The sequence below is a fragment of the Streptomyces sp. TSRI0281 genome (genome assembly GCF_001905125.1).
Taxonomy (GTDB): domain Bacteria; phylum Actinomycetota; class Actinomycetes; order Streptomycetales; family Streptomycetaceae; genus Streptomyces.
In genome coordinates, this window is sequence record NZ_LWLE01000001.1 from 374,806 (window position 1) to 399,349 (window position 24,544).

At 70.7% G+C, this 24,544-nt stretch carries 20 protein-coding genes and 1 pseudogene; 12 read left to right on the top strand and 9 right to left on the bottom strand.

Features of this window, described 5'->3' with window-relative positions:
* Positions 1-177 precede the first annotated feature (177 nt).
* The 3 genes from fomD to A6A29_RS01665 all read left to right on the top strand — a co-directional run bounded on the left by fomD (position 178) and on the right by A6A29_RS01665 (position 4,762).
* A complete protein-coding gene (fomD, locus tag A6A29_RS01655) occupies positions 178-864 on the top strand; it encodes a cytidylyl-2-hydroxypropylphosphonate hydrolase (RefSeq protein WP_073718099.1) in 687 nt (228 codons plus the stop codon).
* A 371-nt stretch (positions 865-1,235) separates the two neighbouring features.
* Positions 1,236-3,164 (top strand): ATP-binding SpoIIE family protein phosphatase, encoded by a 1,929-nt coding sequence (locus A6A29_RS01660; protein ID WP_073718100.1) that lies wholly within the window; start codon positions 1,236-1,238, stop codon positions 3,162-3,164.
* A gap of 134 nt (positions 3,165-3,298) precedes the next feature.
* Complete coding sequence (locus tag A6A29_RS01665) at positions 3,299-4,762, top strand: catalase (RefSeq protein WP_073718101.1); 1,464 nt, start codon at positions 3,299-3,301, stop codon at positions 4,760-4,762.
* Between the two features lie 158 nt (positions 4,763-4,920).
* Here the strand turns inward: A6A29_RS01665 and A6A29_RS01670 are convergent, their stop codons facing one another.
* Positions 4,921-7,161, bottom strand: a complete 2,241-nt coding sequence (locus A6A29_RS01670; protein ID WP_073718102.1) for a transglycosylase domain-containing protein — start codon at positions 7,159-7,161, stop codon at positions 4,921-4,923.
* Positions 7,162-7,384: 223 nt separating this feature from the next.
* Here A6A29_RS01670 and A6A29_RS01675 point away from each other — a divergent pair, with 223 nt between their 5' ends.
* From A6A29_RS01675 to A6A29_RS01695, 5 genes are all read left to right on the top strand, one after another.
* Positions 7,385-8,365: an SPFH domain-containing protein gene (locus A6A29_RS01675; RefSeq protein ID WP_073718103.1), complete on the top strand. Its 981-nt coding sequence runs from the start codon at positions 7,385-7,387 to the stop codon at positions 8,363-8,365.
* Entirely contained in the window at positions 8,362-8,613 is a 252-nt protein-coding gene (locus A6A29_RS01680) for a hypothetical protein (protein WP_073718104.1), read from the top strand. Before A6A29_RS01675 ends, A6A29_RS01680 begins: the two co-directional genes overlap by 4 nt.
* 112 nt (positions 8,614-8,725) lie before the next feature.
* Positions 8,726-9,250: a PadR family transcriptional regulator gene (locus A6A29_RS01685; protein WP_073718105.1), complete on the top strand. Its 525-nt coding sequence runs from the start codon at positions 8,726-8,728 to the stop codon at positions 9,248-9,250.
* The gene (locus A6A29_RS01690) at positions 9,247-9,933 is read left to right on the top strand and encodes an ABC transporter ATP-binding protein (protein ID WP_073718106.1); all 687 of its coding nucleotides are present in this window, start codon (positions 9,247-9,249) and stop codon (positions 9,931-9,933) included. The genes A6A29_RS01685 and A6A29_RS01690 overlap by 4 nt, the downstream gene beginning before the upstream one ends.
* Complete coding sequence (locus A6A29_RS01695) at positions 9,930-12,338, top strand: ABC transporter permease (RefSeq protein WP_073718107.1); 2,409 nt, start codon at positions 9,930-9,932, stop codon at positions 12,336-12,338. Before A6A29_RS01690 ends, A6A29_RS01695 begins: the two co-directional genes overlap by 4 nt.
* 91 nt (positions 12,339-12,429) lie before the next feature.
* Here the strand turns inward: A6A29_RS01695 and A6A29_RS01700 are convergent, their stop codons facing one another.
* The gene (locus A6A29_RS01700) at positions 12,430-13,395 is read right to left on the bottom strand and encodes a hydrogen peroxide-inducible genes activator (RefSeq protein WP_073718108.1); all 966 of its coding nucleotides are present in this window, start codon (positions 13,393-13,395) and stop codon (positions 12,430-12,432) included.
* A gap of 132 nt (positions 13,396-13,527) precedes the next feature.
* Here A6A29_RS01700 and A6A29_RS01705 point away from each other — a divergent pair, with 132 nt between their 5' ends.
* Both A6A29_RS01705 and A6A29_RS01710 read left to right on the top strand, forming a co-directional pair.
* Positions 13,528-14,082, top strand: a complete 555-nt coding sequence (locus A6A29_RS01705; protein WP_073718109.1) for a peroxiredoxin — start codon at positions 13,528-13,530, stop codon at positions 14,080-14,082.
* Between the two features lie 12 nt (positions 14,083-14,094).
* Complete coding sequence (locus A6A29_RS01710; protein ID WP_073718110.1) at positions 14,095-14,628, top strand: alkyl hydroperoxide reductase; 534 nt, start codon at positions 14,095-14,097, stop codon at positions 14,626-14,628.
* Between the two features lie 64 nt (positions 14,629-14,692).
* On the opposite strand, the gene A6A29_RS01715 is transcribed toward A6A29_RS01710, so the two are convergent.
* From A6A29_RS01715 to A6A29_RS01730, 4 genes are all read right to left on the bottom strand, one after another.
* The gene (locus A6A29_RS01715; RefSeq protein WP_073718111.1) at positions 14,693-16,099 is read right to left on the bottom strand and encodes an AI-2E family transporter; all 1,407 of its coding nucleotides are present in this window, start codon (positions 16,097-16,099) and stop codon (positions 14,693-14,695) included.
* Positions 16,100-16,238: 139 nt separating this feature from the next.
* The gene (locus tag A6A29_RS01720) at positions 16,239-16,943 is read right to left on the bottom strand and encodes a transglycosylase domain-containing protein (protein ID WP_073718112.1); all 705 of its coding nucleotides are present in this window, start codon (positions 16,941-16,943) and stop codon (positions 16,239-16,241) included.
* A 389-nt stretch (positions 16,944-17,332) separates the two neighbouring features.
* Entirely contained in the window at positions 17,333-18,655 is a 1,323-nt protein-coding gene (locus tag A6A29_RS01725) for a PhoH family protein (RefSeq protein ID WP_073718113.1), read from the bottom strand.
* A 432-nt stretch (positions 18,656-19,087) separates the two neighbouring features.
* Positions 19,088-19,849 (bottom strand): isoprenyl transferase, encoded by a 762-nt coding sequence (locus tag A6A29_RS01730; protein WP_073718114.1) that lies wholly within the window; start codon positions 19,847-19,849, stop codon positions 19,088-19,090.
* A 218-nt stretch (positions 19,850-20,067) separates the two neighbouring features.
* Between A6A29_RS01730 and mgrA the strand changes: the two genes are divergently transcribed.
* Entirely contained in the window at positions 20,068-21,105 is a 1,038-nt protein-coding gene (gene mgrA, locus A6A29_RS01735) for an L-glyceraldehyde 3-phosphate reductase (RefSeq protein ID WP_073718115.1), read from the top strand.
* A gap of 313 nt (positions 21,106-21,418) precedes the next feature.
* Entirely contained in the window at positions 21,419-22,591 is a 1,173-nt protein-coding gene (locus A6A29_RS01740; protein WP_107468118.1) for a winged helix DNA-binding domain-containing protein, read from the top strand.
* Between the two features lie 180 nt (positions 22,592-22,771).
* Here the strand turns inward: A6A29_RS01740 and A6A29_RS01745 are convergent, their stop codons facing one another.
* The 3 genes and pseudogenes from A6A29_RS01745 to A6A29_RS46145 form a co-directional block, all read right to left on the bottom strand.
* On the bottom strand, positions 22,772-23,215 hold the full coding sequence (locus A6A29_RS01745; protein WP_073718116.1) for a hypothetical protein: 444 nt from the start codon (positions 23,213-23,215) through the stop codon (positions 22,772-22,774).
* A gap of 173 nt (positions 23,216-23,388) precedes the next feature.
* A complete protein-coding gene (locus tag A6A29_RS01750; protein ID WP_073718117.1) occupies positions 23,389-24,183 on the bottom strand; it encodes a class I SAM-dependent methyltransferase in 795 nt (264 codons plus the stop codon).
* A 121-nt stretch (positions 24,184-24,304) separates the two neighbouring features.
* Positions 24,305-24,544: pseudogene (locus A6A29_RS46145) on the bottom strand (prepilin peptidase); the annotation flags it as partial.

Genomic DNA, 24,544 nt, shown 5'->3' on the forward strand with positions numbered 1-24,544 from the left:
CCCCCCATGTGCCGCGTGCGCCCCATGCATGGCGTCGGGCGCACGACGTGCCTCTCTTGTGCCGCGCACGCCCCCCGCCGCGACGCGTCGCGGGCGGCGTGTCCGATACGTGTCACGTATGACCGCCCAGTGACGCGTATCGCAGCGTCCCGGCCCCGGCGTCCGTAAGATCCCTCCATGACAGACACGGGAGAGAGCGCACGCTGGGTGCCGGGGGACCAGATCCTCTGGCGCTACCGCGACAACGGCCGGGCCCACGGGGCGTCCACCGCCCGCCCCGTGCACATCTGTCGCCCGGTCACCGTCGTCGAGGACTCCGCCGAACTGCTCGCCGTGTGGATGGCTCCCGGGACCGAATGCGTACGGCCGGTTCTCGCCGACGGCACCCCGGTGCACGCCGAGCCCCTGGCCACCCGCTACACCGCCCCGCGCACCACGGCCCGCTCGACCTGGTTCGGCTCGGGGGTGCTGAAGCTCGCCAGGCCCGGCGAACCGTGGTCGGTCTGGCTGTTCTGGGACCGGGGCTGGCTCTTCCGCAACTGGTACGTGAACCTTGAGGAGCCGCGTACGCGCTGGTCCGGCGGGGTCGACTCCGAGGATCACTTTCTCGACATCTCCGTGCACCCCGACCGGAGCTGGAAGTGGCTCGACGAGGACGAGTTCGCCCAGGCGCAGCGGGTCGGCCTGATGGACGTGGGAACCGCCGGGCGGGTCCGCGAGGCGGGCCGCGCGGCCGTGGAGGTGATCCGGGAGTGGGGCACACCGTTCCGCGACGGCTGGGAGCACTGGCGGCCCGATCCGCGGTGGCAGGTGCCGACGCTGCCGGATGACTGGGACCGCACCCCCGCCCATATGCCGTCGTGAGACCCTTGGAGCAGCCTGGGGAGCCCGACCGTAGGATCGTCCCCCCTCAGGGGCTCGCCACCACAACCGGCGGGCATGGCACAGGACCTGACCACAAGTCATCGCACCGGCCGCTCGAACCGCACGGGGCACGGACCCGGACGGTACGCACGGCCGCATGAACCACTACGAGGGGGTGGAGCCGTGCTCACCGGCCGCTGCCCCGTCCCCGGAAACGATGTCAACCGGCCACCGTGCAGACACTCGGTTTCGGCCCGGCGAATGCGGGCATCCGGTGACAGCCGTTGTTCTTACCGCTCTTGCCGGGGCACAGTAGCGCCCCACGAGGTGACTGCCTCATACAACCGGCCCGGACGGACGGAATCCCACGCGTGACGGAGCATCCCACCTCCCACGAAGGCCGGCAGCCCCTCGCGGCCCGGTCGCAGGAACGCACCCGGCCGCGGCAGCAGGACGCCGCGGCGGCGGCCGCGCCTGCCACCGCCGCGATCCCCGGCCCCGCCGCCGCTCCCGGCCCGGGTCCACGGACCGCGGCGAACACGAGCCCCAGCCCCGTCGCGCCCGACCACCAGGCGGCCGCCCGGCGCGAGGGCGACCGGCTGCGCTTCGTCGGCGCGGCCACCCGGCGCATCGCCCGCGGCATAGACCTGGACGAGATCGTGCTGGGCCTGTGCCGGGCCAGTGTGCCGACGTTCTCCGACGCGATCCTGGTCTACCTGCGCGACCCGCTCCCGGTCGGGGACGAGCGGCCCGTCACCCCGTTCGTCCTGCGGCTGCGCCGCAGCGACCGGCTGCGGCTGACCGAGGAGGAGACCGAGAGCGGCTCCGACACCGAGCGCCTGCGGCTGCCGGTCACCGACCCGCACGCCGGTCTGATGCCCGCGGCCGAGCTGTGCGAGGTCCGCCCCGGCGGGGCACTGGCCGAGGTGCTGCGGGGCGTACGGCCCGTCTTCGGGGACTCCGCCGCCGCCCGCGCCGCCCTGCCCGAACTGCTCGGGGCCGGTCACAACGTGCCCACCGGGCACCGCGCGATCCTCGCCCCGCTGCGCGGCCGGCGACGCGTGATCGGCGCCGCCGTCTTCCTGCGCGGGACCGAACGGCCGCCGTTCGAGGCCAACGACCTGCTGGTCGCGGCCCAGCTCGCGACCCACACCGCGCTCGGCATCGACAAGGCCGTGCTGTACGGGCGCGAGGCCTACATCGCCGACGAGCTCCAGCGCACCATGCTGCCCGACTCGCTGCCGCAGCCGACCGGTGTCCGCCTCGCCTCCCGCTACCTCCCGGCCGCCGAGACGGCCCGGGTCGGCGGCGACTGGTACGACGCGATCCCGCTGCCCGGCAGCCGGGTCGCCCTGGTCGTCGGCGATGTGATGGGTCACTCCATGACCTCCGCGGCGATCATGGGCCAGCTCCGTACCACCGCGCAGACCCTCGCCGGTCTCGACCTGCCGCCGCAGGAGGTGCTGCACCATCTGGACGAACAGGCGCAGCGGCTCGGCAGCGACCGCATGGCGACCTGCCTGTACGCGGTGTACGACCCCGTCGCGCACCGGATCACCATCGCCAACGCCGGGCACCCGCCGCCCGTCCTGCTGCATCTGGGCGGGCGCGCCGAGGTGCTGCGGGTCCCGCCGGGAGCGCCGATCGGGGTGGGCGGCGTCGACTTCGAGGCCGTCGAGCTGGACGCGCCCGCCGGCGCCACGCTGCTGCTGTACACCGACGGTCTGGTGGAGTCCCGGCTGCGGGACGTCTGGACGGGCATCGAGCAGTTGCGGGAGCGCCTCGCGGCCACCGCTCAGCTGACCGGCCCGGACCACTCGCCGCCGCTGGAGGCGCTCTGCGACGACGTGCTCGACATGCTCGGCCCCGGGGACCGGGACGACGACATCGCGCTGCTGGCCGCCCGCTTCGACGGGATCGCGCCGAGCGATGTGGCGTACTGGTTCCTGGAGCCGGAGGACGCCGCTCCGGGGCGCGCCCGCAGGCTGGCCCGCCGGGCGCTCAGCCGATGGGGTCTGGACGACCTCTCGGACGAGGTGGAGCTGCTCGTCAGCGAGGTCGTCACCAACGCGGTGCGGTACGCGGAGCGGCCGGTGACGCTGCGGCTGCTGCGGACCGACATCCTGCGCTGCGAGGTCGGCGACGACTCCCCGCAGCTGCCGAGACAGCGCCGCGCCCGGGAGACGGACGAGGGCGGCCGCGGGCTGTTCCTGGTGAACAGGCTGGCCAGGCGGTGGGGAGCGACCCGGCTCTCGACGGGCAAGGTGGTCTGGTTCGAGATGGCGACGCGGGGGCAGTAGGGAGCCCATGGGTCCGGTGCGGTGGCCGGTTCACCGCACCGGACCGAAATGTTGCCGACCCCGAAACGCCGGAGTTGACTGCATTCGTGAACGAAGCGGCCTGACCAATACCCCCCACCGACGGGAGGACGCTCGTGACCGAGGAAACCCCGCAGCTTCCGTACACCACGAACAACGCCGGGATCCCGGTGGAGAGCGACGAACACTCGCTCACCGTCGGATCCGACGGCCCGATCCTGCTCCAGGATCACTACCTCATCGAGAAGATGGCCCAGTTCAACCGTGAACGGGTCCCCGAACGGGTGGTGCACGCCAAGGGCTCCGGCGCGTACGGCACGTTCAAGGTGACGAACGACGTCAGCCAGTTCACCAAGGCGGACCTTTTCCAGCCGGGCAAGCAGACCGACATGCTGGCCCGCTTCTCCACGGTGGCCGGTGAGCAGGGCTCCCCCGACACCTGGCGCGACCCCCGTGGGTTCGCACTGAAGTTCTACACCGAGCACGGCAACTACGACATGGTCGGCAACAACACGCCGGTCTTCTTCGTACGGGACCCGATGAAGTTCCAGGACTTCATCCGCTCGCAGAAGCGCCGCCCCGACAGCGCGGTGCGCGACCACGACATGCAGTGGGACTTCTGGTCGCTGTCGCCCGAGAGCGCGCACCAGGTCACCTGGCTGATGGGCGACCGGGGCATCCCGAAGACGTACCGCAACATGAACGGCTACAGCTCGCACACCTATATGTGGGTGAACGCGGGCGGCGAGCGGTTCTGGGTGAAGTACCACTTCAAGACCGACCAGGGCATCGAGTTCTACACGCAGGACGAGGCCGACGAGATGGCGGGCGTCGACGGCGACGTCCACCGCCGCGACCTGTTCGAGTCGATCGAGCGCGGTGACCATCCGAGCTGGACGCTGAAGGTCCAGATCATGCCGTTCGACGCGGCACCGGACTACCGCTTCAACCCCTTCGATCTCACCAAGGTGTGGCCGCAGGGCGACTATCCGCTGATCGAGGTCGGCCGGATGACGCTGAACGAGAATCCCGAGGACTTCTTCGTCCATATCGAGCAGGCGTCCTTCGAGCCGTCGAACCTGGTGCCCGGCATCGGTCCGTCGCCCGACAAGATGCTGCTCGGCCGGCTCTTCTCGTACCCGGACACCCACCGGTACCGAATCGGCCCGAACTACGCCCAGCTGCCGCCCAACCGGCCGCGCTTCGGGCGGAACTCGTACGCGAAGGACGGTCCGATGCGGTACGAGCCGTCCCGGACGGGTGCGGTCTACGCGCCGAACTCGTACGGCGGTCCGGCAGCGGACACCGAGCGCTACGGCGACCCGGCGGGCTGGGCCACGGCGGGCGAGATGGTCCACGAGGCGTACAAGCTGCACAGCGAGGACGACGACTGGGGCCAGGCGGGCACGCTGGTGCGCCAGGTCATGGACGACGCGGCGCGCGAACGGCTGGTCTCCAACATCTCCGGCCATCTGCTGGACGGCGTCAGCCGCCCGGTCCTGGACCGTTCGCTCCAGTACTGGCGCAATGTGGACAAGGACCTGGGCGACCGGGTCGCGAAGAAGGTCAACGGGGTCTGAGGCCCGCGGACGAGGGGGCGGTGCCGGTCGGCACCGCCCCCTCGTCATGTCCTGGGCCGCGTCACGCGCCCGGCGCCGGCCTCGTCACGCGCTGGGCCTCGTCACGCGCTGGGCCGCCGGTCACGCGCTGGGCAGGTCATCCCCTGACCGGCCCGCCCTCACCGGCCGAACAGATCGTGGCTGTTGCTGTTGCCCGGCCGCTCGCCCGGCTGGCCCTCTCCGTCCCCCGGGTCCGGCGGCAGGTCGGGCGACTCGCTGGGAGTGGCCGACGAGCTCTCGGACGGCGTGACGGGCGGTGAGCTCTCGCCCGTGGGCGGGCCGCTGGGCGTCCCGGACGGCGTCCCCGACGGGGTGGACGGGGACTCGCTGGGCTTCGTGGACTTGGAGGGCGTCGAGGAGGGGCTCTCGCTCGGCGTGACCTCACCGCGCTCGACGTCCTCCAGATCGAACTGCGCGTTCGAGCCGCCGCCCAGCGCGCCGAGCGTGTAGTCCGCCCAGATCTCCGCCGGGAAGCCGCCGCCGTTGGCCCGGCCGGAGTTGGCCGTACCCGTCAGGCTGACCTGACCGCCGCCGTCCTTGGCGGACTCGCCGAAGAGCGCCACGACCGTGGTGAGCTCCGGGGTGTAGCCGGCGAACCAGGCCGACTTGTTGTTCTCCGAGGTACCCGTCTTGCCCGCCGCGTCGTACGCGGAGGTGTTGGCCGCCCGGCCGGAACCGGCGTCGACGACCCCGGTCAGCCCGGAGGTCACGGTGTCGGCCGACTTGCGGCTGATCACCTGCTTGCCGATGCCGTCGACCGTCTTCGCCGTGAGGCTGCGGTGCTCGGCGGACTTCACGATGTGCGGGGTGACCTGCTTGCCGTGGTTGTCCAGGGTGGCGTACGCGCCGGCCATGTCCCAGGTCGAGGCGTTCATCGTGCCCAGCGTGATCGCGGGGCGCTCGGGGAAGTTCTTGTCCGGTACGCCGAGGCCGAGCGCGGTCCGCTTCACCGCGGCGGGGGCGACGTCGACGACCATCTGCGCGAAGACCGAGTTGACCGACTTGTTCAGCGCCGTCTGGACGCTGATGGGGCCGTAGGACCGGTCGTCCTCGTTCTGCGGCTTGAACGGGGTGTCGCTGCCGACGACGGGGCGCTTGCTGGTGCCGTCGTAGACCGTGTTCAGCCCGATCAGATCGCCGTCCTGGGTCTTCGCCTCGTTCTCCAGGGCGGAGGCGAACACCAGCGGCTTGAAGGTGGAGGCGGGCTGGTAGTCCTGGCGGGTGGCGTTGGATATCCAGTGCTGGGTGGCCCCGACGCCGCCGTACAGCGCGACCACGGCACCGTTCTTCGGGTTCACGGAGGTGGCGCCGGCCTGGACGGTGGCGTCGACCTTGTTCCCCTCGCGGTCGAGCTTGGACTCCAGCTGGTCGTCGACCGACTTCTCCAGCTGCTTCTGGCGCTTCTTGTCGATGTTCAGCGTGAAGGTCCAGCCACCGGCCTCACGGGCCTCGTCGGTGAGGCCCTGCTTCCTCAGCTCCGAGTTCGCCGCCTCCACCAGATAGCCGGTCTGGCCCTCCATGCCGGGGGCGGGCTTGGGCTTCTGCGGAACGGGGAACTTCTGCTTGGCGCGCTCGGCGGAGTCGAGCCACCCCATCTCGACCATGTTGTCGAGGGTGTACGCCCAGCGTTCGGAGACCAGCCGCTTCCCGGTCTTGCTGGCGACGGCCCAGTCGTACTGGCTGGGGGCCTGGAGCAGCGAGGCGAGATAGGCGCCCTGGGAGACGTCGAGGTCCTTGGCGTCGACGCCGTAGTACGCCTGCGCGGCGGCCTGGATGCCGCTGGCTCCCCGGCCGTAGTACGCGGTGTTGATGTACCCGGCGAGAATGAAGCTCTTGCCCTTCTTCTGGTCGACCTTGAGGGAGATCACGAGCTCCTTGAGCTTGCGGCTCACGGTCGCGTCCTGCGTCAGGTAGTAGTTCTTCACGTACTGCTGGGTGATGGTCGAGCCACCCTGCTTGCCCTTGCCGCTGAGGGTGTTGAGCAGACCGCGGGTGGTGCCCTTCAGGTCGACGCCCTGGTCGTCGTAGAAGGACTTGTTCTCGGCGGCGACGAAGGTGTGCTGCACCTCCTTGGGCACGACGGCGAGGTCCACGATCTGGCGGTTGACGCCCTTGCCGTCCCGGGCGAGGAGCGTGCCGTCGCTGTACTTGTAGACGTTGCTCTGCCGCTCCGCCATGGCGTTGGCCTCGGGCACGTCCACGTACACATAGAGCGCCACGAAGGCGCCCATGACCAGCAGGCACAGCCCGAGGAAGGTGCCGAGCAGCTTCTTCCAGGTGAAGAGTCTGCGTATGCCGCCGCTCTTCGCAGCCCGGCGCGATCCTCGCGCCCGGGCTCGTCGCGCATCCGCTCGACCCATTGCCGTTTCGCTCCTGTTTCTCTGCTCGACCAGCTCCGCTCAGCCCAGCCAGCTAACACCGTCGGCGTGGACAAAAAGCAAGCGATCCGGTCTTTTCCGGACGTGACAATCAGCACCTGTTTCCTTAGGAACCGACTCACGAGAGGTGCGCAGGGTTGCGAAATCCATTAATGTGTAATCACATTGATAGCGCGGCCACCGGCCGCACGAGACGGGGGACCTCATGACCGAACAGCACGACCACTCCGGCCCGGCCACCCCGGCCGCCACTCCTTCCGGCCTCACGCCGGACGCCCCGGACATGCCCGCCCCGCAGGTCAGAGAGGTGACCGCGCACTCCATCCCGGGCGGCCTCGGCCTGCTGCTGACGGTGTTGGGGGTGTTCCTCGGCGTCGGCGTCGCGATCCTCGGCGGCGTGCTCGGCGCGAACGGCCACAACGGTGCCGGAGTCCCGCTCTTCATCCTCGGACTGCTCCTCGTCATCGCCTCCTTCTTCTGCATGAGCGGTGTGAAGATGGTCGCTCCGGGCGAGGCGCGGGTGATCCAGCTCTTCGGCCGGTACGTCGGCACGATCCGCTCCGACGGGCTGCGCTGGATCAACCCGCTGACCTCCAGCCGGAAGATCTCCACCCGGGTCCGCAACCACGAGACCGCCGTCCTCAAGGTCAACGACGCCTACGGCAACCCGATCGAGCTCGCGGCGATCGTCGTGTGGAAGGTCGAGGACACCGCGCAGGCGCTCTTCGAGGTCGACGACTTCCTGGAGTTCGTCGCCACCCAGACCGAGGCGGCCGTCCGGCACATCGCGATCGAGTACCCCTACGACGCCCACGACGAGGCCGCCCTCTCCCTGCGCGGCAACGCGGAGGAGATCACCGAGAAGCTGGCCGTGGAACTCACCGCCCGGGTGCAGGCCGCGGGCGTCCTGATCATCGAGTCGCGCTTCAGCCATCTCGCGTACGCCCCCGAGATCGCGTCCGCGATGCTCCAGCGCCAGCAGGCGGGCGCGGTCGTCGCGGCCCGTCAGCAGATCGTGGAAGGAGCGGTCGGCATGGTCGAGATGGCACTGACCCGGATCGCCGAGCAGGACATCGTCGAGCTCGACCCGGAGCGCAAGGCGGCCATGGTCAGCAACCTCATGGTGGTGCTGTGCGGTGACCGTGCGGTGCAGCCGGTCCTCAATACGGGCACGCTCTACCAGTGACCGACGAGACGCCTCCCCGGCGCACGCCCGCTTCCCGGCCGCAGCAGCGCAAGCAGATGCTGCTGCGGCTGGACCCCGCGGTGCATGACGCGCTGGCCCGCTGGGCCTCCGACGAGCTGCGCAGCGCGAACGCGCAGATCGAGTTCCTGCTGCGGCGGGCCCTGGCGGAGGCGGGCCGCCTGCCGGGCTCGGCGGCGCCGATCGCCCGGCGGGGCCGCCCGCCGAAGCCGGGCCCGTCCGGCGACTGAGGGCCTCACCGGAGCTCCACCACGGCATCACCGCCGCCCGCTTCCGGGACGGCGGGCACCCTCGCCGCCCCGGTATACACCGAAGGTATACATGCCATGTAGAGTGCCCGGCATGTCAATCGGTCACACCCTCCTCGGACTCCTGGAGTCCGGCCCGCGCCACGGCTACGACCTCAAGCGCACGTTCGACGAGAAGTTCGGCCACGACCGCCCCCTGCACTACGGGCAGGTCTACTCGACCATGTCCCGGCTGCTGAAGAACGGGCTCGTCGTGGTCGACGGGGTCGAGAGCGACGGCGGTCCCGAGCGCAAGCGGTACGCGATCACCGACGCCGGGATCACGGATGTCTCCGCCTGGCTCGCCCAGCCGGAGAAACCGGAGCCTTATCTTCAGTCGACCCTGTACACCAAGGTCGTCCTGGCGCTCCTGACCGGCCGCAGCGCCGCCGATCTGCTGGACACCCAACGTATGGAGCACCTGCGTCTGATGCGCATCCTCACCGACCGCAAGCGCCAGGGCGACCTCGCCGACCAGTTGATCTGCGACCACGCGCTGTTCCACCTGGAGGCCGACCTGCGCTGGCTGGAACTGACCGCCGCACGGCTCGACCGGCTCGCCGAGGTGGTGGCCAAGTGACCCCCGACGGCTCCCTGCTCGCCGCCCACGACCTGCGCAAGACCTACGGTTCGACGCCCGCCCTGGACGGCGCCTCGTTCTCCATCCACCCCGGCGAGGTCGTCGCCGTGATGGGCCCCTCCGGCTCCGGCAAGTCCACCCTGCTGCACTGCCTCGCCGGCATCATCACCCCCGACTCGGGCACCATCACCTACGCGGGCCGCGAACTGTCGGCGATGTCCGACGCCGAGCGCAGCGCCCTGCGCCGCAGCGATTTCGGATTCGTGTTCCAGTTCGGCCAGCTCGTCCCGGAGCTGACCTGCGTGGAGAACGTCGCCCTGCCGCTCCGGCTCGACGGCGTCAAGCGCAAGGCGGCCGAGCGCACCGCCCTCGAATGGATGGAGCGCCTGGAGGTCGACGACCTCGGCGGCAAACGTCCCGGCGAGGTCTCCGGCGGTCAGGGCCAGCGCGTCGCCGTGGCCCGCGCGCTGGCCGCCTCCCCGAAGGTGATCTTCGCGGACGAACCGACCGGCGCACTGGACTCCCTGAACGGCGAGCGGGTCATGGAACTGCTCACCGAGGCCGCCCGGTCCGCCAACGTCGCCGTGGTCCTGGTGACGCACGAGGCCAGGGTCGCCGCCTACTCCGACCGTGACGTCACCGTGCGCGACGGCCGGGCCCGCGACCTGGAGCACTCCGCATGACCGTGCTCGACGAGAAGAAGGCCCCGTCCGGCGGACGGCCGCAGCCCGCCGCCCGCCCCGCGCCGCCCTCGCGGGGCGCGGCGATACTCCGCGACCTCGGTCTCGGCATCCGGTTCGCCGCCGCCGGGGGCCGCGAGGGCTGGGCCCGTACGCTGCTGACCGCCGTCGGCGTCGGCCTCGGGGTCGCGCTGCTGCTGCTCGCCTCCTCCGTACCGCATCTGCTCGACGAACGCTCCGCGCGGGATCAGGCCCGCAGCGAGGCGCGGATCTCCGGCTCGCCCGACGCGCACGCCCCGAAATCGGACAGCTCGGTGCTGCGGATCAACATCAGCACCGACTTCCACGACCGGACCGTCGAGGGATATCTCATGCGCGCGGACGGCTCGACGCCCGTCCGCCCGCCGGGGGTCGAGCGTTTCCCCGGGCCGGACGAGATGATCGCCTCCCCCGCCCTGAAGGAACTGCTCGCCGACCCCGGCAGCGAACTGCTGCGGGAGCGGCTGCCGTACAGGATCACCGGCACGATCGGCGATGCCGGGCTGCGCTCCCCCGGTGAACTCTTCTACTACGCGGGCAGCGACACCCTGACGGCGGCCACCGGCGGCCACCGGATCGGCGCGTACGGCCACAAGGGCGAGGGCGCCCCCCTGCCGCCGCTGCTGATCGTGCTCGTCATCATGGTCTGCGTCGTACTGCTGGCGCCGGTCGCGATCTTCATCGCCACGGCCGTGCGCTTCGGCGGCGACCGCCGCGACCGACGGCTGGCCGCGCTGCGCCTGGTCGGCGCGGACATCCGGACGACCCGGCGCATCGCCGCCGGGGAGGCGCTGTTCGGCGCGCTGCTCGGACTGCTGATCGGCCTGGGATTCTTCCTGGTGGGACGGCAGTTGGTCGGTGCGGTGGAGATCTGGGACGTCAGCGCGTTCCCGGCCGACCTGGTGCCCGATCCCCTGCTGGCCGTGCTGATCGTGGTGGCGGTGCCGCTGACCGCCGTGCTCGTCACCCTGGCGGCGATGCGGTCCGTGGTGATCGAGCCGCTCGGTGTCGTACGCCGGGGGCGTGAGCGGGGACGACGGCTCTGGTGGCGCCTGCTGCTGCCGCTGGCCGGTCTGGCGGTGCTCGCATTCACGGGCCGGATCGACGAGTACGCGCCCGTGAACCCGTTCCCGATCGCGGGCGGTGCCGTGCTGGTGCTGGTCGGGCTCGCCCTGCTGCTGCCCTGGCTGGTCGAGGCGGGCGTGAACCGGCTGCGCGGCGGCCCGGTGCCCTGGCAGCTCGCCACCCGCAGGCTCCAGTTGAGCAGCGGGGCCGCGTCCCGCGCGGTCAGCGGGGTCACGGTGGCGGTGGCGGGAGCGATCGCCCTGCAGATGATGTTCGCCGCGATGAACGCCGACTTCAACCGGATGACCGGCCAGGACCCCTTGCGGGCCCAGTTCGCCACCTTCTCCGAGAACGTCACGGGTGCGGCGGCGACCTCGACCATCGAGCAGTTCCGCGCCACCAAGGGCGTGAAGGTGGTCATCGGCTCGGTGGAGGCGTACGCGTCCAAGCCCGGTGTCTACGCCGAGGACGAGATCGAGCCCACCACCTCGCTGACCATCGGCGACTGCGCCACCCTGCGCGAGCTGGCCCGGATCGGCGCCTGCAAGGACGGCGACACGTTCGTCGCCCACCCGCCGGGTGACAAGGACATGTCCGACTGGATCGACCAGACCGCCCGCAAGGGCAAGGTGGTCGAGATCGGCTCCGGGAGCGGCAAGCCGCTGCGGTGGACGCTGCCCGCCGGCTCCCCGACCGTGAAGGGGCGCAACGACCCGATGGGTACCCCCCACTGGGGGATCATGGCCACCACCGGCGCGATCGACGCGGGCACGCTGCCCGGCGCGACGATCACCGCCCAGATCCGGGTCGACAAGAGCGTGCCGGACGTCGCCGAGTACGTACGCAACACCGCGGCCAGGATCGATCCCGGCATGCGCTTCGTCACGCTCGACTCGGTGGAGCGCGACCGGCAGTACGCCAGCGTCCAGAGCGGCCTCCAGGTGGGGGCGAGCGTGGTGCTGCTGCTGATCGCCGCCTCCATGCTGGTCTCCCAGCTGGAGCAGTTGCGGGAGCGCAGGCGGCTGCTGTCGGTCCTGGTGGCCTTCGGCACCCGGCGTACGACGCTCGGCTGGTCGGTGCTGTGGCAGACCGCGGTGCCGGTGGTGATCGGCCTCGCGGTGGCGGTCCTGGGCGGTCTGGCGCTCGGGGCGACGCTGACCTGGATGATCGGGAAGACGGTCTCCGACTGGTTCGTGTTCCTGCCGATGGTGGGCGCGGGTGCGGGGCTGATCCTGCTGGTGACGCTGCTGTCGCTGCCCTCGCTGTGGCGCCTGATGCGTCCGGACGGGCTGCGTACGGAGTAGCCCGCCCGGTCACCGGACGGGAACGAGGGGCGGACCGCGTACGGGGCGGGCCGCCCCTCGGCCGTGTCCGGCCGCCGGACGGGTCCGCCCCTCAGCCGCGTCCGGCGGCCGACACCCGTACCGGCAGCGCCGCCATCGCCCCCCGCAGTGCGGCGGCGAGCTCCTCGAACTCCTCGCGCCGCGCCGTCCCGCTCCGCATCGCCAGCGCCACCCGCCGCGAGGGCGCCGGGTCCGCGAAGTACCCGGTCGCCAGCGCCTCGTTGCGCGCGGTCTCCACGGTCACCGCGGTGCGTGGCAGCAGCGTGACCCCGAGCCCGCCCGCGACCAGCTGCACCAGGGTGGAGAGCCCGGCGGCGGTCGTGGTCACCGGCGCCCCCTCCGTACGCCCCGCCTCGCGGCAGATGTCCAGGGCCTGGTCCCGCAGGCAGTGCCCCTCGTCGAGAAGGAGCAGCGGCAGCTCGCGCAGGGCCTCGCGGGGAATGTCGGCGCGGCCTCCAAGCCAGTGCCGCTGCTCCATGACGAGCACGAAGTCCTCGTCGAACAGCGGAAGTTCGGTCACTCCGGGCACCCCCAGCGGCACGGCGAGCAGCAGCAGGTCCAGCCGTCCGGCGGCCAGGCCCTCCAGCAGCGAGGACGTCTGCTCCTCGTGGACCTGGAGGTCGAGGTCCGGGTAGCGCTCATGGACCAGCCGGAGCACGGTCGGCAGGAGATACGGGGCGACGGTCGGGATCACGCCGAGCCGGAGCACTCCGGTGAAGGGTGCCCGGACCGCCTCCGCCTCCTCCATCAGCTCGCCGACGGCCTCCAGCACCGCCCTGGCCCGCACCGCGAGCCGCTCCCCGGCGGGCGAGAGCAGTACCTTGCGCGTCGTACGCTCGATGAGCTGGACACCCAGTGCCTCCTCCAGTGTCGATACGGCTCCGGAGAGTGCCGGCTGACTCATCCCGATTGCTGCCGCCGCGTCCCTGAAGTGCAGATGTTCCGCCACGGCCGTGAAGGCGCGCAGCTGCGAGAGACTGGGCTGTTTGGGCCGGTTGCCCTGATTACCCTGGGCCACTGATAGGCACCTCCGATCATCACGACCGAGTGTAGCTATTTCCGTGATCAATGCACTCTGTGCCAAGGTGGGACTCGTCCAACCCTCAGGAACTCCCCCAAAAAGGGAATTCCTACGCTGCAAGGAGAGCGCGTGCTCACTGTCGGTGACAAGTTCCCCGAGTTCGACCTGACTGCTTGTGTTTCGCTGGAGAGCGGCAAGGAGTTCGAGCAGATCGACCACAAGACCTACGAGGGCAAGTGGAAGATCGTCTTCGCGTGGCCGAAGGACTTCACCTTCGTGTGCCCCACCGAGATCGCCGCCTTCGGCAAGCTGAACGAGGAGTTCGCCGACCGCGACGCGCAGATCCTCGGCTTCTCCGGTGACTCCGAGTTCGTGCACCACGCCTGGCGCAAGGACCACCCGGACCTGACCGACCTGCCCTTCCCGATGCTGGCCGACTCGAAGCACGAGCTCATGCGTGACCTCGGCATCGAGGGCGAGGACGGCTTCGCGCAGCGCGCCGTCTTCATCGTCGACCAGAACAACGAGATCCAGTTCACGATGGTGACCGCCGGTTCCGTGGGCCGTAACCCCAAGGAGGTCCTGCGGGTCCTCGACGCCCTGCAGACCGACGAGCTGTGCCCCTGCAACTGGACCAAGGGCGAGAACACCCTGGACCCGGTCGCGCTCCTCTCGGGCGAGTGAGCTGACACCGACATGGCACTCGACGAACTGAAGGCCGCCGTTCCGGACTTCGCCAAGGACCTGAAGCTGAACCTCGGTTCGGTCATCGGCAACAGCGATCTCCCCCAGCAGCAGCTCTGGGGCACCGTCCTCGCCTGCGCGATCGCCTCGCGCTCGCCGAAGGTGCTGCGCGAGCTGGAGCCGGAGGCCAAGGCCAATCTCTCCGCCGAGGCGTACACCGCGGCGAAGTCGGCCGCCGCCGTCATGGCGATGAACAACGTCTTCTACCGGACCCGGCACCTGCTGTCGGACCCGGAGTACGGCACGCTCCGTGCGGGCCTGCGGATGAACGTCATCGGCAATCCGGGTGTGGAGAAGGTCGACTTCGAGCTGTGGTCGCTCGCCGTCTCCGCGATCAACGGCTGCGGCCAGTGCCTCGACTCCCACGAGCAGGTGCTGCGCAAGGCCGGCGTGGACCGTGAGACCATTCAGGAGGCCGTCAAGATTGCTTCGGTGATCCAGGCGGTCGGCGTGACCCTCGATGCCGAGGCCGTGCTCGCCGAGTAACACCGCAGTACCCCTGATACGAGAAGGGCCCCGAGGACGACCGACCGTCTTCGGGGCCCTTCTTTCACTTCTGCGGTGCGCCGTCGCCGCCCTCGTCCTCGTCCGTGGGAAGCGCGTCCGAATCCTTCGGGGGCGACCCCGGCGCCGGGGTCGCGGCCACCGCGAGCGCCGAGGCCCCGTGCGGCGGTGCCGCCTGGCGCCGGGCCTCCTCCCGCCCGTACGCCCGCAGATAGCCGACCACCGTATTGGTCACGGCGACCAGCGGTACGGCGACCACCGCACCGCCGATGCCCGCGATCATGCCGCCCGCGGCGACCGAGAGCACCACGGCCAGCGGATGGACCCGGACCGCGCGGCCGAGGATGAACGGCTGGAGGATGTGGCCCTCGATCTGCTGCACCGCCAGGACCACGGCCAGCACCATCAGCGCGGTGAACACGCCCTCGGTGACCAGCGCGACGACCACGGCGAGCGCGCCGGAGACCACGGCGCCGACCAGCGGGATGAAGGCGAACAGGAAGATGAAGACGGCCAGCGGCACCGCCATCGGCACATCGAGGAAGTAGATCCCGAGCCCGATGAAGATCGCGTCGATCAGCGCCACTATCACCGTGCCCCGCACATAGGCGGTCAGCGTGCGCCAGGCCCGCGGCCCGGCCCCCGCGACGCCCGGCCGCGCCTGGGCGGGCACGAGCTTGAGCACCCAGTGCCAGATGCGCTTCCCGTCGTACAGGAGGAAGAGCGTCGAGAACATCGCCAGCAGCATCCCGGTGAGGAACTCCACCATCACGGTGACGCCCTGGAGCCCGGCGGAGGTGATCTCCTCGGTGTTGGTGCCGATGGTGTCGCTGAGGTTCTTCGCGATGTCGTTGATCTGCGACTCGGTGACATGGAAGGGGCTGTCGAGCAGCCACTGCTTCAACTCGTCGATACCGGCGCGGACCTTGTCGGACAGCGTGTCGAGGTTGTCCATCACCTGCCACACCACGAACCAACCGACCAGCCCCATGATGACGAAGCCCAGCACCGCGGTGACGGCGGTGGCGAGCCCGCGCGGCAGCCCGAGCCGCCGCAGCCGGACCACGGTCGGCTGGAGCATCGCGGTGACGAGCAGAGCCGCGACGAAGGCCAGCACGACGAGCTGCACGGCGCTGATGACCCGCATCATCACCCAGAGCGTGCCCGCCAGGACCAGCAGCCGCCAGCCGGCCTCGGCCGCGACCCGCATCCCCCACGGAATCGCCGCGACCGGATCGGGCCTGGCGGCGACGGAGGGGGCGTACGAGGGCGGTGCGGGCACCGAGCCGGAGGCCCCGGCCTCCGGCTCGGTGCCGGCCGCCTCGTTCCGACCGCGCGACACGCGTTCGTCGTCGTCGTCGGACTCGGCCTGCGCCCGCCGCTCGTCCAGGCGCGTGCCCAGCTCGGTCAGTTCGGCACCGACCCGGCCGAGCCACCTCGGCAATTTCGACATTCTGGTCCCTTCCCCCACGATCGTCCCGTCACTCCCACGGGACGTCCGATGGTGACCGTACACGCGTGAAGCCCCCCACCGTAGGACGGCGGGGGGCTTCACGGGGTTGAGGGCGGAACCTGCAGCTCCGCCACTCGTCCTAGTACCAGTGGTTGGCCTGCCAGAAGGACCAGGCGCCGCACGGGCTGCCGTAACGGCCGTCCATGTAGCTGAGGCCCCACTTGATCTGGGTGGCCGGGTTGGTCTGCCAGTCGGCGCCGGCGGACGACATCTTGGAGCCCGGAAGCGCCTGGACGAGCCCGTACGCCCCGGAGGACGGGTTGCTCGCGCGGTAGTTCCAGGTCGACTCGTGGTTCACGATGTTGCTGAAGCACTGGAACTGGTCCGCGGGGATCATCTGGCGGGCCATCGCCTGGACTTCGGCCACGCTGTACGAGCCCTTCGCGGAGAAGGAGGAGGCGTCGCGGGTGGACGAACGGCTCGCACGCTCCGCGTCGTCCTTCTTCTTCTGACGCTCGGCCTCCAGCTTGTCCTCGGCCGCCTGCTTCTTCGACTTGGCGTCCTTGGCGGCCTGGATGCGGGCCGTCTCCTCGGCGGACTTCTTCGCGGCGGCGTCCGCGGCGGATGCCTGGGCATCGGCCTGCTGCGTCAGCGAAGCGGTCTGCACCTGGGCCTGCTGGCCCGCGGGGATGTCTGCGAGCAGCGTGGTGTCGGCTGCGGCCGTCTCGAAGTTGTTGTCGTCGACAGCGGGAGTGCTGCCCGAAGCAACGCCTACGACGGCGCCTACGGTGGTGACCGCGGTGGCAGATGCCACGGCGAACCCCCGGACCGAGATCCGGCTCACACGGTGTCCTTCCAGCATCGCCCGCTTAGGTGACCTCGCGGGCGCAATCGTGCCCTTGACACTGGCCTCCCTACTGCTTGGGTCACGGGAGGCACGGGCCCGGTGGGCAACTCCCTTGCGAGGAGTGCCGCGTGGTGCTCGCGGGCGGCATACGGACGGCGATTGTTGAGTTGTGTGGTGTGCGGCACCTCTGGAGGTGCCTGTGTGCCGTATGCGGGGCCTGACGGAAGCAAGACTCTGCCCGACGGGAACGCGTGAGGCAATTCTGTGTTGCGTGGGAAAGGTCACACCCCGTTTGGGTGCTCCGTTTCGTGGAAATGACGGCACAACACGAAGCCGCCCGGCTAAGCTCCTTGGCTCGCCGGGCGGCATCAATGGGTCATCCCGTGTCAGATCTGGCCTTCCTCCAGCATTTCGGTCACCAGTGCGGCGATCTGCGAACGCTCGGAGCGTGTCAGCGTGACATGGGCGAAGAGCGGATGACCCTTCAGCTTCTCGACGACGGCGACGACTCCGTCGTACCGGCCGACCCTGAGGTTGTCCCGCTGTGCCACGTCATGCGTGAGCACCACACGGGAATTCGCCCCGATCCGTGACAACACGGTCAGCAGGACATTCCGTTCGAGCGACTGCGCCTCGTCCACGATCACGAACGCGTCGTGGAGCGAACGGCCCCGGATGTGGGTGAGCGGCAGGACCTCCAGCATCCCGCGCCCCAGCACCTCCTCGATCACCTCGCGCCCGGCGACCGCCGAGAGCGTGTCGAAGACGGCCTGCGCCCAGGGGCTCATCTTCTCGGCCTCGCTGCCGGGGAGATAGCCGAGCTCCTGTCCGCCGACCGCGTAGAGCGGCCGGAAGACCATCACCTTTTTGTGCTGCTGACGCTCCAGCACCGCTTCCAGGCCCGCGCAGAGCGCCAGGGCCGACTTGCCGGTGCCCGCCCGGCCGCCCAGCGACACGATGCCGACGTCCTGGTCGAGGAGCAGATCCAGGGCGATCCGCTGCTCGGCGCTGCGACCGTGGATCCCGAAAGCCTCCCGGTCGCCCCGCACCAGCCGCACATTGCCCTCGGGGGTGACCCGGCCGAGCGCCTTGCCGCGCTCCGACTGGAGGACCAGCCCGGTGTGCACGGGCAGCTCGGCCGCCTCGGGGATGTACAGCGTCTCCTCACCGAACAGCAGGTCCACCTGCTCCCCGGAGAGAGACAGTTCGGACATGCCGGTCCAGCCGGAGTCGGTGATGGCGAGTTCGGCGCGGTACTCCTCGGCGAGGAGGCCGACCGAGGACGCCTTGATCCGCAACGGGAGGTCCTTGGAGACGACGGTGACGTCGTACCCCTCGGCCTGGAGGTTGCGCGCGACCGCGAGAATCCGTGAGTCGTTGTCCCCCAACCGGTAGCCGGCGGGCAGTACGCCGGGATCGGAGTGGTTGAGTTCGACACGGAGCGTCCCGCCCAGATCCCCGAGCGGGATCGGGGCATCCAGTCGGCCGTACCGGACCCGGAAGTCGTCCAGCAGGCGGAGCGCCTGCCGGGCGAAGTACCCGAGCTCGGGATGGTGCCGTTTGGCCTCCAACTCCGTGACCACCACGATCGGCAGCACGACTTCGTGCTCGTCGAAGCGGGCCATGGCGTTGGGGTCGGCCAGCAGGACGCTGGTGTCGAGAACATAGGTGCGCCTGTCGGGCATGCGGCGCTTAGTGCTGGTCACCACGGAAGGACGTACCCCCTCGGACGAGGTCGGGGAGTGCGACGGACGTCGCGGAGCTTCCCAAAGGGAGAGGACGGACCGGGTTCTGGACCCTGCGCGAGGGCCGAACGCCGGCCCTCCGCGTCGGCCGCACGATACGTACGGTCCTTCGTGTGCAAAGGGCCTCCCGGGCGAGCGGGCTGGGTGCCGCTCACTTGGATACGACATCCGCCTGGTTACTGACCGGACGTCGACCTGTCAGGGGTATTCCCTCGAACACGCGAAGCCATGCCCCCGCATATGACACGGTGCGGAACAGTCCTGGTGGACGTAGGGTGACGGCCCGGTTCCGCCGCCTTCGCGCAGCGCTGCGAAACCCCCGCGGGACCCCTGTACAGAGGAGTGGGTACGCGGGGGCGCAGAGGGCGTGCGGGACGGGTGCGCGCGGGGGTGCGCTCAGGCGCCGTAGCGCCTGCCGCGTGCCGCGTAGTCACGCAGCGCGCGGAGGAAGTCGACCTTGCGGAAGGCCGGCCAGAAGACTTCGCAGAAGTAGTACTCCGAATGCGCGCTCTGCCAGAGCATGAAGCCCGACAGCCGCTGTTCCCCGCTGGTACGGATCACCAGGTCCGGGTCCGGCTGCCCCCGGGTGTAGAGGTGCTCGGAGATCAGGTCGGTGGAGACGACCTCCGCCAGCTCCTCGAACGTCGTGCCCTTCTCCGAGTGCTCCAGCAGGAGCGACCTGACCGCGTCCGCGATCTCCTGGCGGCCGCCGTAGCCGACTGCGACATTGACGATTATTCCGTCGATATCGGATGTCGCCTCCTGCGCCTCCTTGAGGACGGTCTGCGTACGGGCCGGCAGGAGGTCGAGCGTGCCGACGTGATGGACCCGCCACCGCCCGTCCGCCGCGAGGTTGCGCACGGTGTTCTCGATGATGCCCAGGAGGGGGATCAGCTCGGCCTCGGGCCGGTCGAAGTTGTCCGTGGAAAGCAGCCAGAGGGTGACGACCTCGACATCGGTCTCACTGCACCAGCCGAGCAGATCGGAGATCTTGTCCGCACCTGCCTGGTGCCCCTGCACGGCCGAACCGCCGGACGCCTTCGCCCATCGCCGGTTGCCGTCGAGGATGACCCCGATGTGCTTCGGCACCTGGGCGTGATCCAGGCGGCCTTCCACCCGGCGCGCGTAGAGCCCGTACACCAGGTCACGCAAGTTCACTGAGTTCACCCTCTCGGTTCCGTACGGGCCGCAGGCCCGTCCGCCCCGTCGCCGGGGGTACGGGGCCCGTCCCCCGTGGGGGGATCGCCACAAGGTCCGCACGGTCCACAGGTATTCACCGCGCCGCACATCGGCATTCCCCGAAGCCGCCACATTACTGCGAGCGGGTCACGGGGGCCCAACCCGGTCTGTCACAACACCGTGATAAAGAGACAAACGTGACTGATTCTCTTCCCTACCGCGCCGCCGACTCGCGCTACGACTCCATGGAGTACCGCCGCACCGGCCGCAGCGGTCTCCAACTGCCCGCACTCTCGCTCGGCCTCTGGCACAACTTCGGCGACGACCGCGCGCTGGATTCCCAGCGGGCGATCCTCCGCCGCGCCTTCGACCTCGGCGTGACCCACTTCGATCTGGCCAATAACTACGGCCCGCCGCCCGGCTCCGCCGAGCTCAACTTCGGCAAGCTGTTCCGGCAGGACTTCGCCCCGTACCGCGACGAGCTGATCATCTCCACCAAGGCCGGATACGAGATGCACCCCGGCCCGTACGGCGAGTGGGGCTCCCGCAAGTACCTGCTGTCCTCGCTCGACGCCTCGCTCAAGCGGATGCGGCTCGACCACGTCGACATCTTCTACTCGCACCGCTTCGACCCGGACACCCCTCTTGAGGAGACGATGGGCGCGCTGGCGTCCGCCGTGCACCGGGGCAAGGCGCTGTACGTGGGGGTGTCCTCGTACACCGCGGAGCAGACCGCCGAGGCGGCCCGGCTGCTCAAGGAGATGGGCGTCCCGGCCCTGATCCACCAGCCCTCGTACTCGATGATCAACCGCTGGATCGAGGACGACGGGCTGCTGGGCACCCTGGAGACGGTGGGCATGGGCTGCATCTCCTTCGTACCGCTCGCACAGGGCCTGCTCACGAACAAGTACCTGACGGGCATCCCGGCCGGCTCGCGCGCCACACAGGGCAAGTCCCTCGACCCGGACCTGCTCTCGGACGATGTGCTCCGCCGCCTCAACGGACTCGACGACATCGCCCGGCGCCGGGGGCAGTCGCTCGCCCAGCTGGCCATCGGCTGGGTGCTGCGCGACAGCCGGATGACGTCCGCCCTGATCGGCGCGTCGAGCGTGGGACAGCTGGAGGAGAATGTGGCCGCGCTGGCCGGACCGCCGCTGTCCGCCGAGGAATTGAAGGAGATCGACACCTTCGCCGTGGACACCGCGGGGACCAACATCTGGGCCGGACGGAGCTGACACCGGGCCGTCGCCGCACCGGCCCACAAAAAACGGGCCGGTCCGTGGGGGGGATACGGACCGGCCCGAGGGGGGGTTTCCACCATAACCCTTCGTAAGTGATGCTGCGTGCCACGCCACTCGACAACTACTCTCCGGATTCGGCGGACTGCGTTCCGGGCGGAGGACGGGGTGCCGCGGGCCCTCGACGCCTTGTCCGGGACGCCTTGTCCGGGACCTACGAACGGCTGCGGGCGTCGGCTTGACGCACAGGCCCGACCACCTCGCACCAAGAGGACGGATTCCGTCCTATTGGGTCCCTAGATTCGGGCGCATGACGACACGAACCGCCACCGTGACCGTGACCTGGCCCGGGGCGAACGCGCGGCGGCTGTCCCGCCAGCACGTGTACCCCGACGCCTCATCGGAGGCCGGGGGCTCGGCGCCCGGGGCCGTGGGCGCGATGCTCGGAGCACACGCCCAGGTGCTGTCCGCCGCCGAGCTCTCCGTGGGGCTGCGCGCCGACGGGGTGACCCGGACCGGCGTGCGTACGGCACTGTGGACCGACCGCACCCTGGTCAAGACGTTCGGGCCGCGCGGCACCGTCCATCTGCTCCCCACCGGTGACCTCCCGCTCTGGACCGGCGCCCTGTCAGCCGTACCCACCGGGACCGGCCCGTTCGCCAAGGACGCCCGGATGACACCGGACCAGGTGGAGGCGGTCGTCACCGCCGTCGCCGACGCCCTGACCGGCCGGGAGCTGACGATCGACGAGCTCTCCGACGAGGTCGTCGCCCGGACCGGGCCGTGGGCCGGGGACCCGGTGATGCCGGCGTTCCAGACGATGTGGCCGCGCTGGCGCCAGGTGCTGCACCTGGCGGGTCACCGGGGCGCCCTGTGCTACGCCCCGAACCGCGGCCGCAAGGCCACGTACACCAACCCGGGCAGCACTCCCTTGCCCGGCCCGCAGGCTGTGGCCGCCCTGGTGGAGCGCTATCTGCACGCGTACGGGCCCGCCACGCCCGCGCACTTCGCGAAGTGGCTCGCCGCGCCGAAGCGCTGGGCCGACGAGCTGTTCGCCTCCCTGGCCTCGGCCGGGGCCATCGAGGAGGTGATGTTCGAGGACGCCGGAGTGGCCTGGGTGGTGGCGGGCGACACGGCGTTCCCGGACGGCCCGGTACGCGGGGTGCGGCTGCTCCCCTACTTCGACGCGTTCACCATCGCCTCCCAGCCCCGCGAGCGGCTGTTCCCGGGCGCCGCGTACCAGCGGGCCCTGGGGGGCGGCCAGGCGGGGAACTACCCGGTGCTGCTGGTGGACGGTGAGGTCGCCGGGGTCTGGCACCAGCGTCGCTCGGGGCGCCGGATCGCGGTGACGGTGGAGCCCCTGACCCCGCTGAGGCCCGCACAGCTGCGGGCGCTGGAGGAGCAGGTGGAGCGGGTGGCAGCGGTACTGGAGGGGGAGGCGGAGCTGACGGTGGGGAAGGTGACGGTGGGGGCGCACGCGTAGGACGGTGGGGAGACGGGGGCGACACCAGTGGGGTGAGAGGTGCGAGCAGGGCCGGAGGTGGGGGCGGAGTGGCGGCGGCTCCGGGCCTCAGCAGCTCAGTACCTCCGTGCCCGCGGGCCTCCGTGCCCCCGGACCTCCGGGCCTCCGTGCCCCATGCCTCCGTGCCCCGTGCCCCGTGTCTCAGTGACGGTCGAAGCGGACCGCCATCGTGTCCCCTCCGACGACCACGAAGTCCCCGTCCTCGCACCGGATGACGGCCTCGCGCACCTCGCCCTTCTCGTCCCGGCGCTCCCGCGTACCGATGACCGTCCACGCTCCCCCGTACGGCACCGGGGGCAGATTCGTCACGGCGGCGTGCTGCCACTGATTCGCCGGTACGCACCATTCGGGCAGCTCCGGCCAGGCGCCGGGGGTGACCCGCAGCGTCCCGTCGGAAGCGCAGGTCAGCAGCACCGACTGACCGTCCGGGATCACGAACTCGACGGCCTCCGGCTCGCCCGCGCGGCCCTCCGGCCGGTAGAAGACGCCCTGGACCTCGGTGATGCGGGCGCCCCGGAGCCACTCGGGCCTGCCGTGCCGCGGACGGCCCGCCGGCCCGCCGGGCTCTTCCCTCTCCACCGTCATGACCTGCCCACCCCTCCACTGCGCGCTCCGCCACCAGGGTCGCACCGCCCTTGGGTAGGACGGCCGTGGAGCGCTTCCCGTTGCCTGCGGTGCGGTCATGAACTGACGTACGCGGTGAGCGGGTTGACACCGGCGCGGCCGCCGGGCGGGCCGTGCGGGCCCGGGGTTCGGGGTTAGAGCGGCTTGCGGGCCTCGATCAGGAAGCGGGTGGTGTGGGCGACGAACGGGCCCTCGGCCTCGATCTGCCGGTGCAGGGCGGCCAGCCGCGGGCGGTACCGCTCGACCGTGAAGCCCGGCACCATCCAGATCACCTTGCGCAGGAAGTAGACGACGGCGCCGATGTCGAAGAACTCGGTGCGCAGCCGTTCCGGCCGCAGATCGACCACGTCGAGACCGGCCGCTTCGGCGGCGGCACGCGCCTGCTCCGGGTCGCGGGCCCCGCGCACCTCGGGCGGCTGCGGGCCGAGGAAGTACTCGACCAGCTCGAAGACGCTCGCCGGTCCGACCTGCTGCGAGAAGTACGTGCCGCCCGGCGTCAGGACCCTGGCGATCTCCTCCCACCAGGTGGTCACCGGGTGCCGGCTGACCACCAGGTCGAAGGCCGCGTCCCCGAACGGCAGCGGCGGCTCGTCCTCGTCCACGACGACAACGGCACCGCGCGGGTGCAGCAGGGCGGTGGCCTTGGCGACGTTGGGGGGCCAGGACTCGGTGGCCACCGTCAGCCGCGGGAGCTTCGGCGCGGCGGCCAGGACCTCGCCGCCGCCGGTCTGGACGTCGAGTGCGGCCTCCGCGCGGGCCAGCCGGTCCGCCATGGCACGGGCGTATCCCCAGGAGGGGCGCTGCTCGGTGGCCCGGCCGTCGAGCCACGAGAAGTCCCAGCCGTCCACGGAGACGGCGTGGGCCTCGGCGACGAGGGCATCGAACCGCGCGTCGGAGGCTGCGGAGGAGGGGGTGGATCGCTCGGGCATATGCGCATCGTGGCAGGTGGGTACGGGGGTACGCGACCGCATTCCGTGCCGGGCGCGGCGGGTGGCGGGTGGCGGGCCGGACGGGTGCCGGCTTCGCGACGTACGGGGTCCGGGCAGGCGCTCAGGCGGCCAGGGCGCCCAGCAGCAGACCGACGAGTGCGCCCGCGATCATGAACGGGCCGAACGGGATGCCGGTCCTGCGTCCGGCGCGGCGCAGGATCACGAGCCCGAGCCCGTACGCCGCCCCGAACAGGAACCCGGCGAAGCCCCCGACGAACAGCACCGCCCAGCCGTACCAGCCCAGGGCGACGCCGAGGGCGAGGGCGAGTTTCACGTCGCCGAAGCCCATGCCGTTGGGGTT

Coding starts and splice junctions, on each gene's coding strand:
- A6A29_RS01695 (WP_073718107.1), top strand. CDS start 9,930: ATGACCGTGCTCGACGAGAAGAAGGCCCCGTCCGGCGGACGGCCGCAG.
- A6A29_RS01710 (WP_073718110.1), top strand. CDS start 14,095: ATGGCACTCGACGAACTGAAGGCCGCCGTTCCGGACTTCGCCAAGGAC.
- A6A29_RS01685 (WP_073718105.1), top strand. CDS start 8,726: ATGTCAATCGGTCACACCCTCCTCGGACTCCTGGAGTCCGGCCCGCGC.
- fomD (WP_073718099.1), top strand. CDS start 178: ATGACAGACACGGGAGAGAGCGCACGCTGGGTGCCGGGGGACCAGATC.
- A6A29_RS01670 (WP_073718102.1), bottom strand. CDS start 7,161: ATGGGTCGAGCGGATGCGCGACGAGCCCGGGCGCGAGGATCGCGCCGG.
- A6A29_RS01675 (WP_073718103.1), top strand. CDS start 7,385: ATGACCGAACAGCACGACCACTCCGGCCCGGCCACCCCGGCCGCCACT.
- A6A29_RS01745 (WP_073718116.1), bottom strand. CDS start 23,215: ATGACGGTGGAGAGGGAAGAGCCCGGCGGGCCGGCGGGCCGTCCGCGG.
- A6A29_RS01750 (WP_073718117.1), bottom strand. CDS start 24,183: ATGCCCGAGCGATCCACCCCCTCCTCCGCAGCCTCCGACGCGCGGTTC.
- A6A29_RS01715 (WP_073718111.1), bottom strand. CDS start 16,099: ATGTCGAAATTGCCGAGGTGGCTCGGCCGGGTCGGTGCCGAACTGACC.
- A6A29_RS01740 (WP_107468118.1), top strand. CDS start 21,419: ATGACGACACGAACCGCCACCGTGACCGTGACCTGGCCCGGGGCGAAC.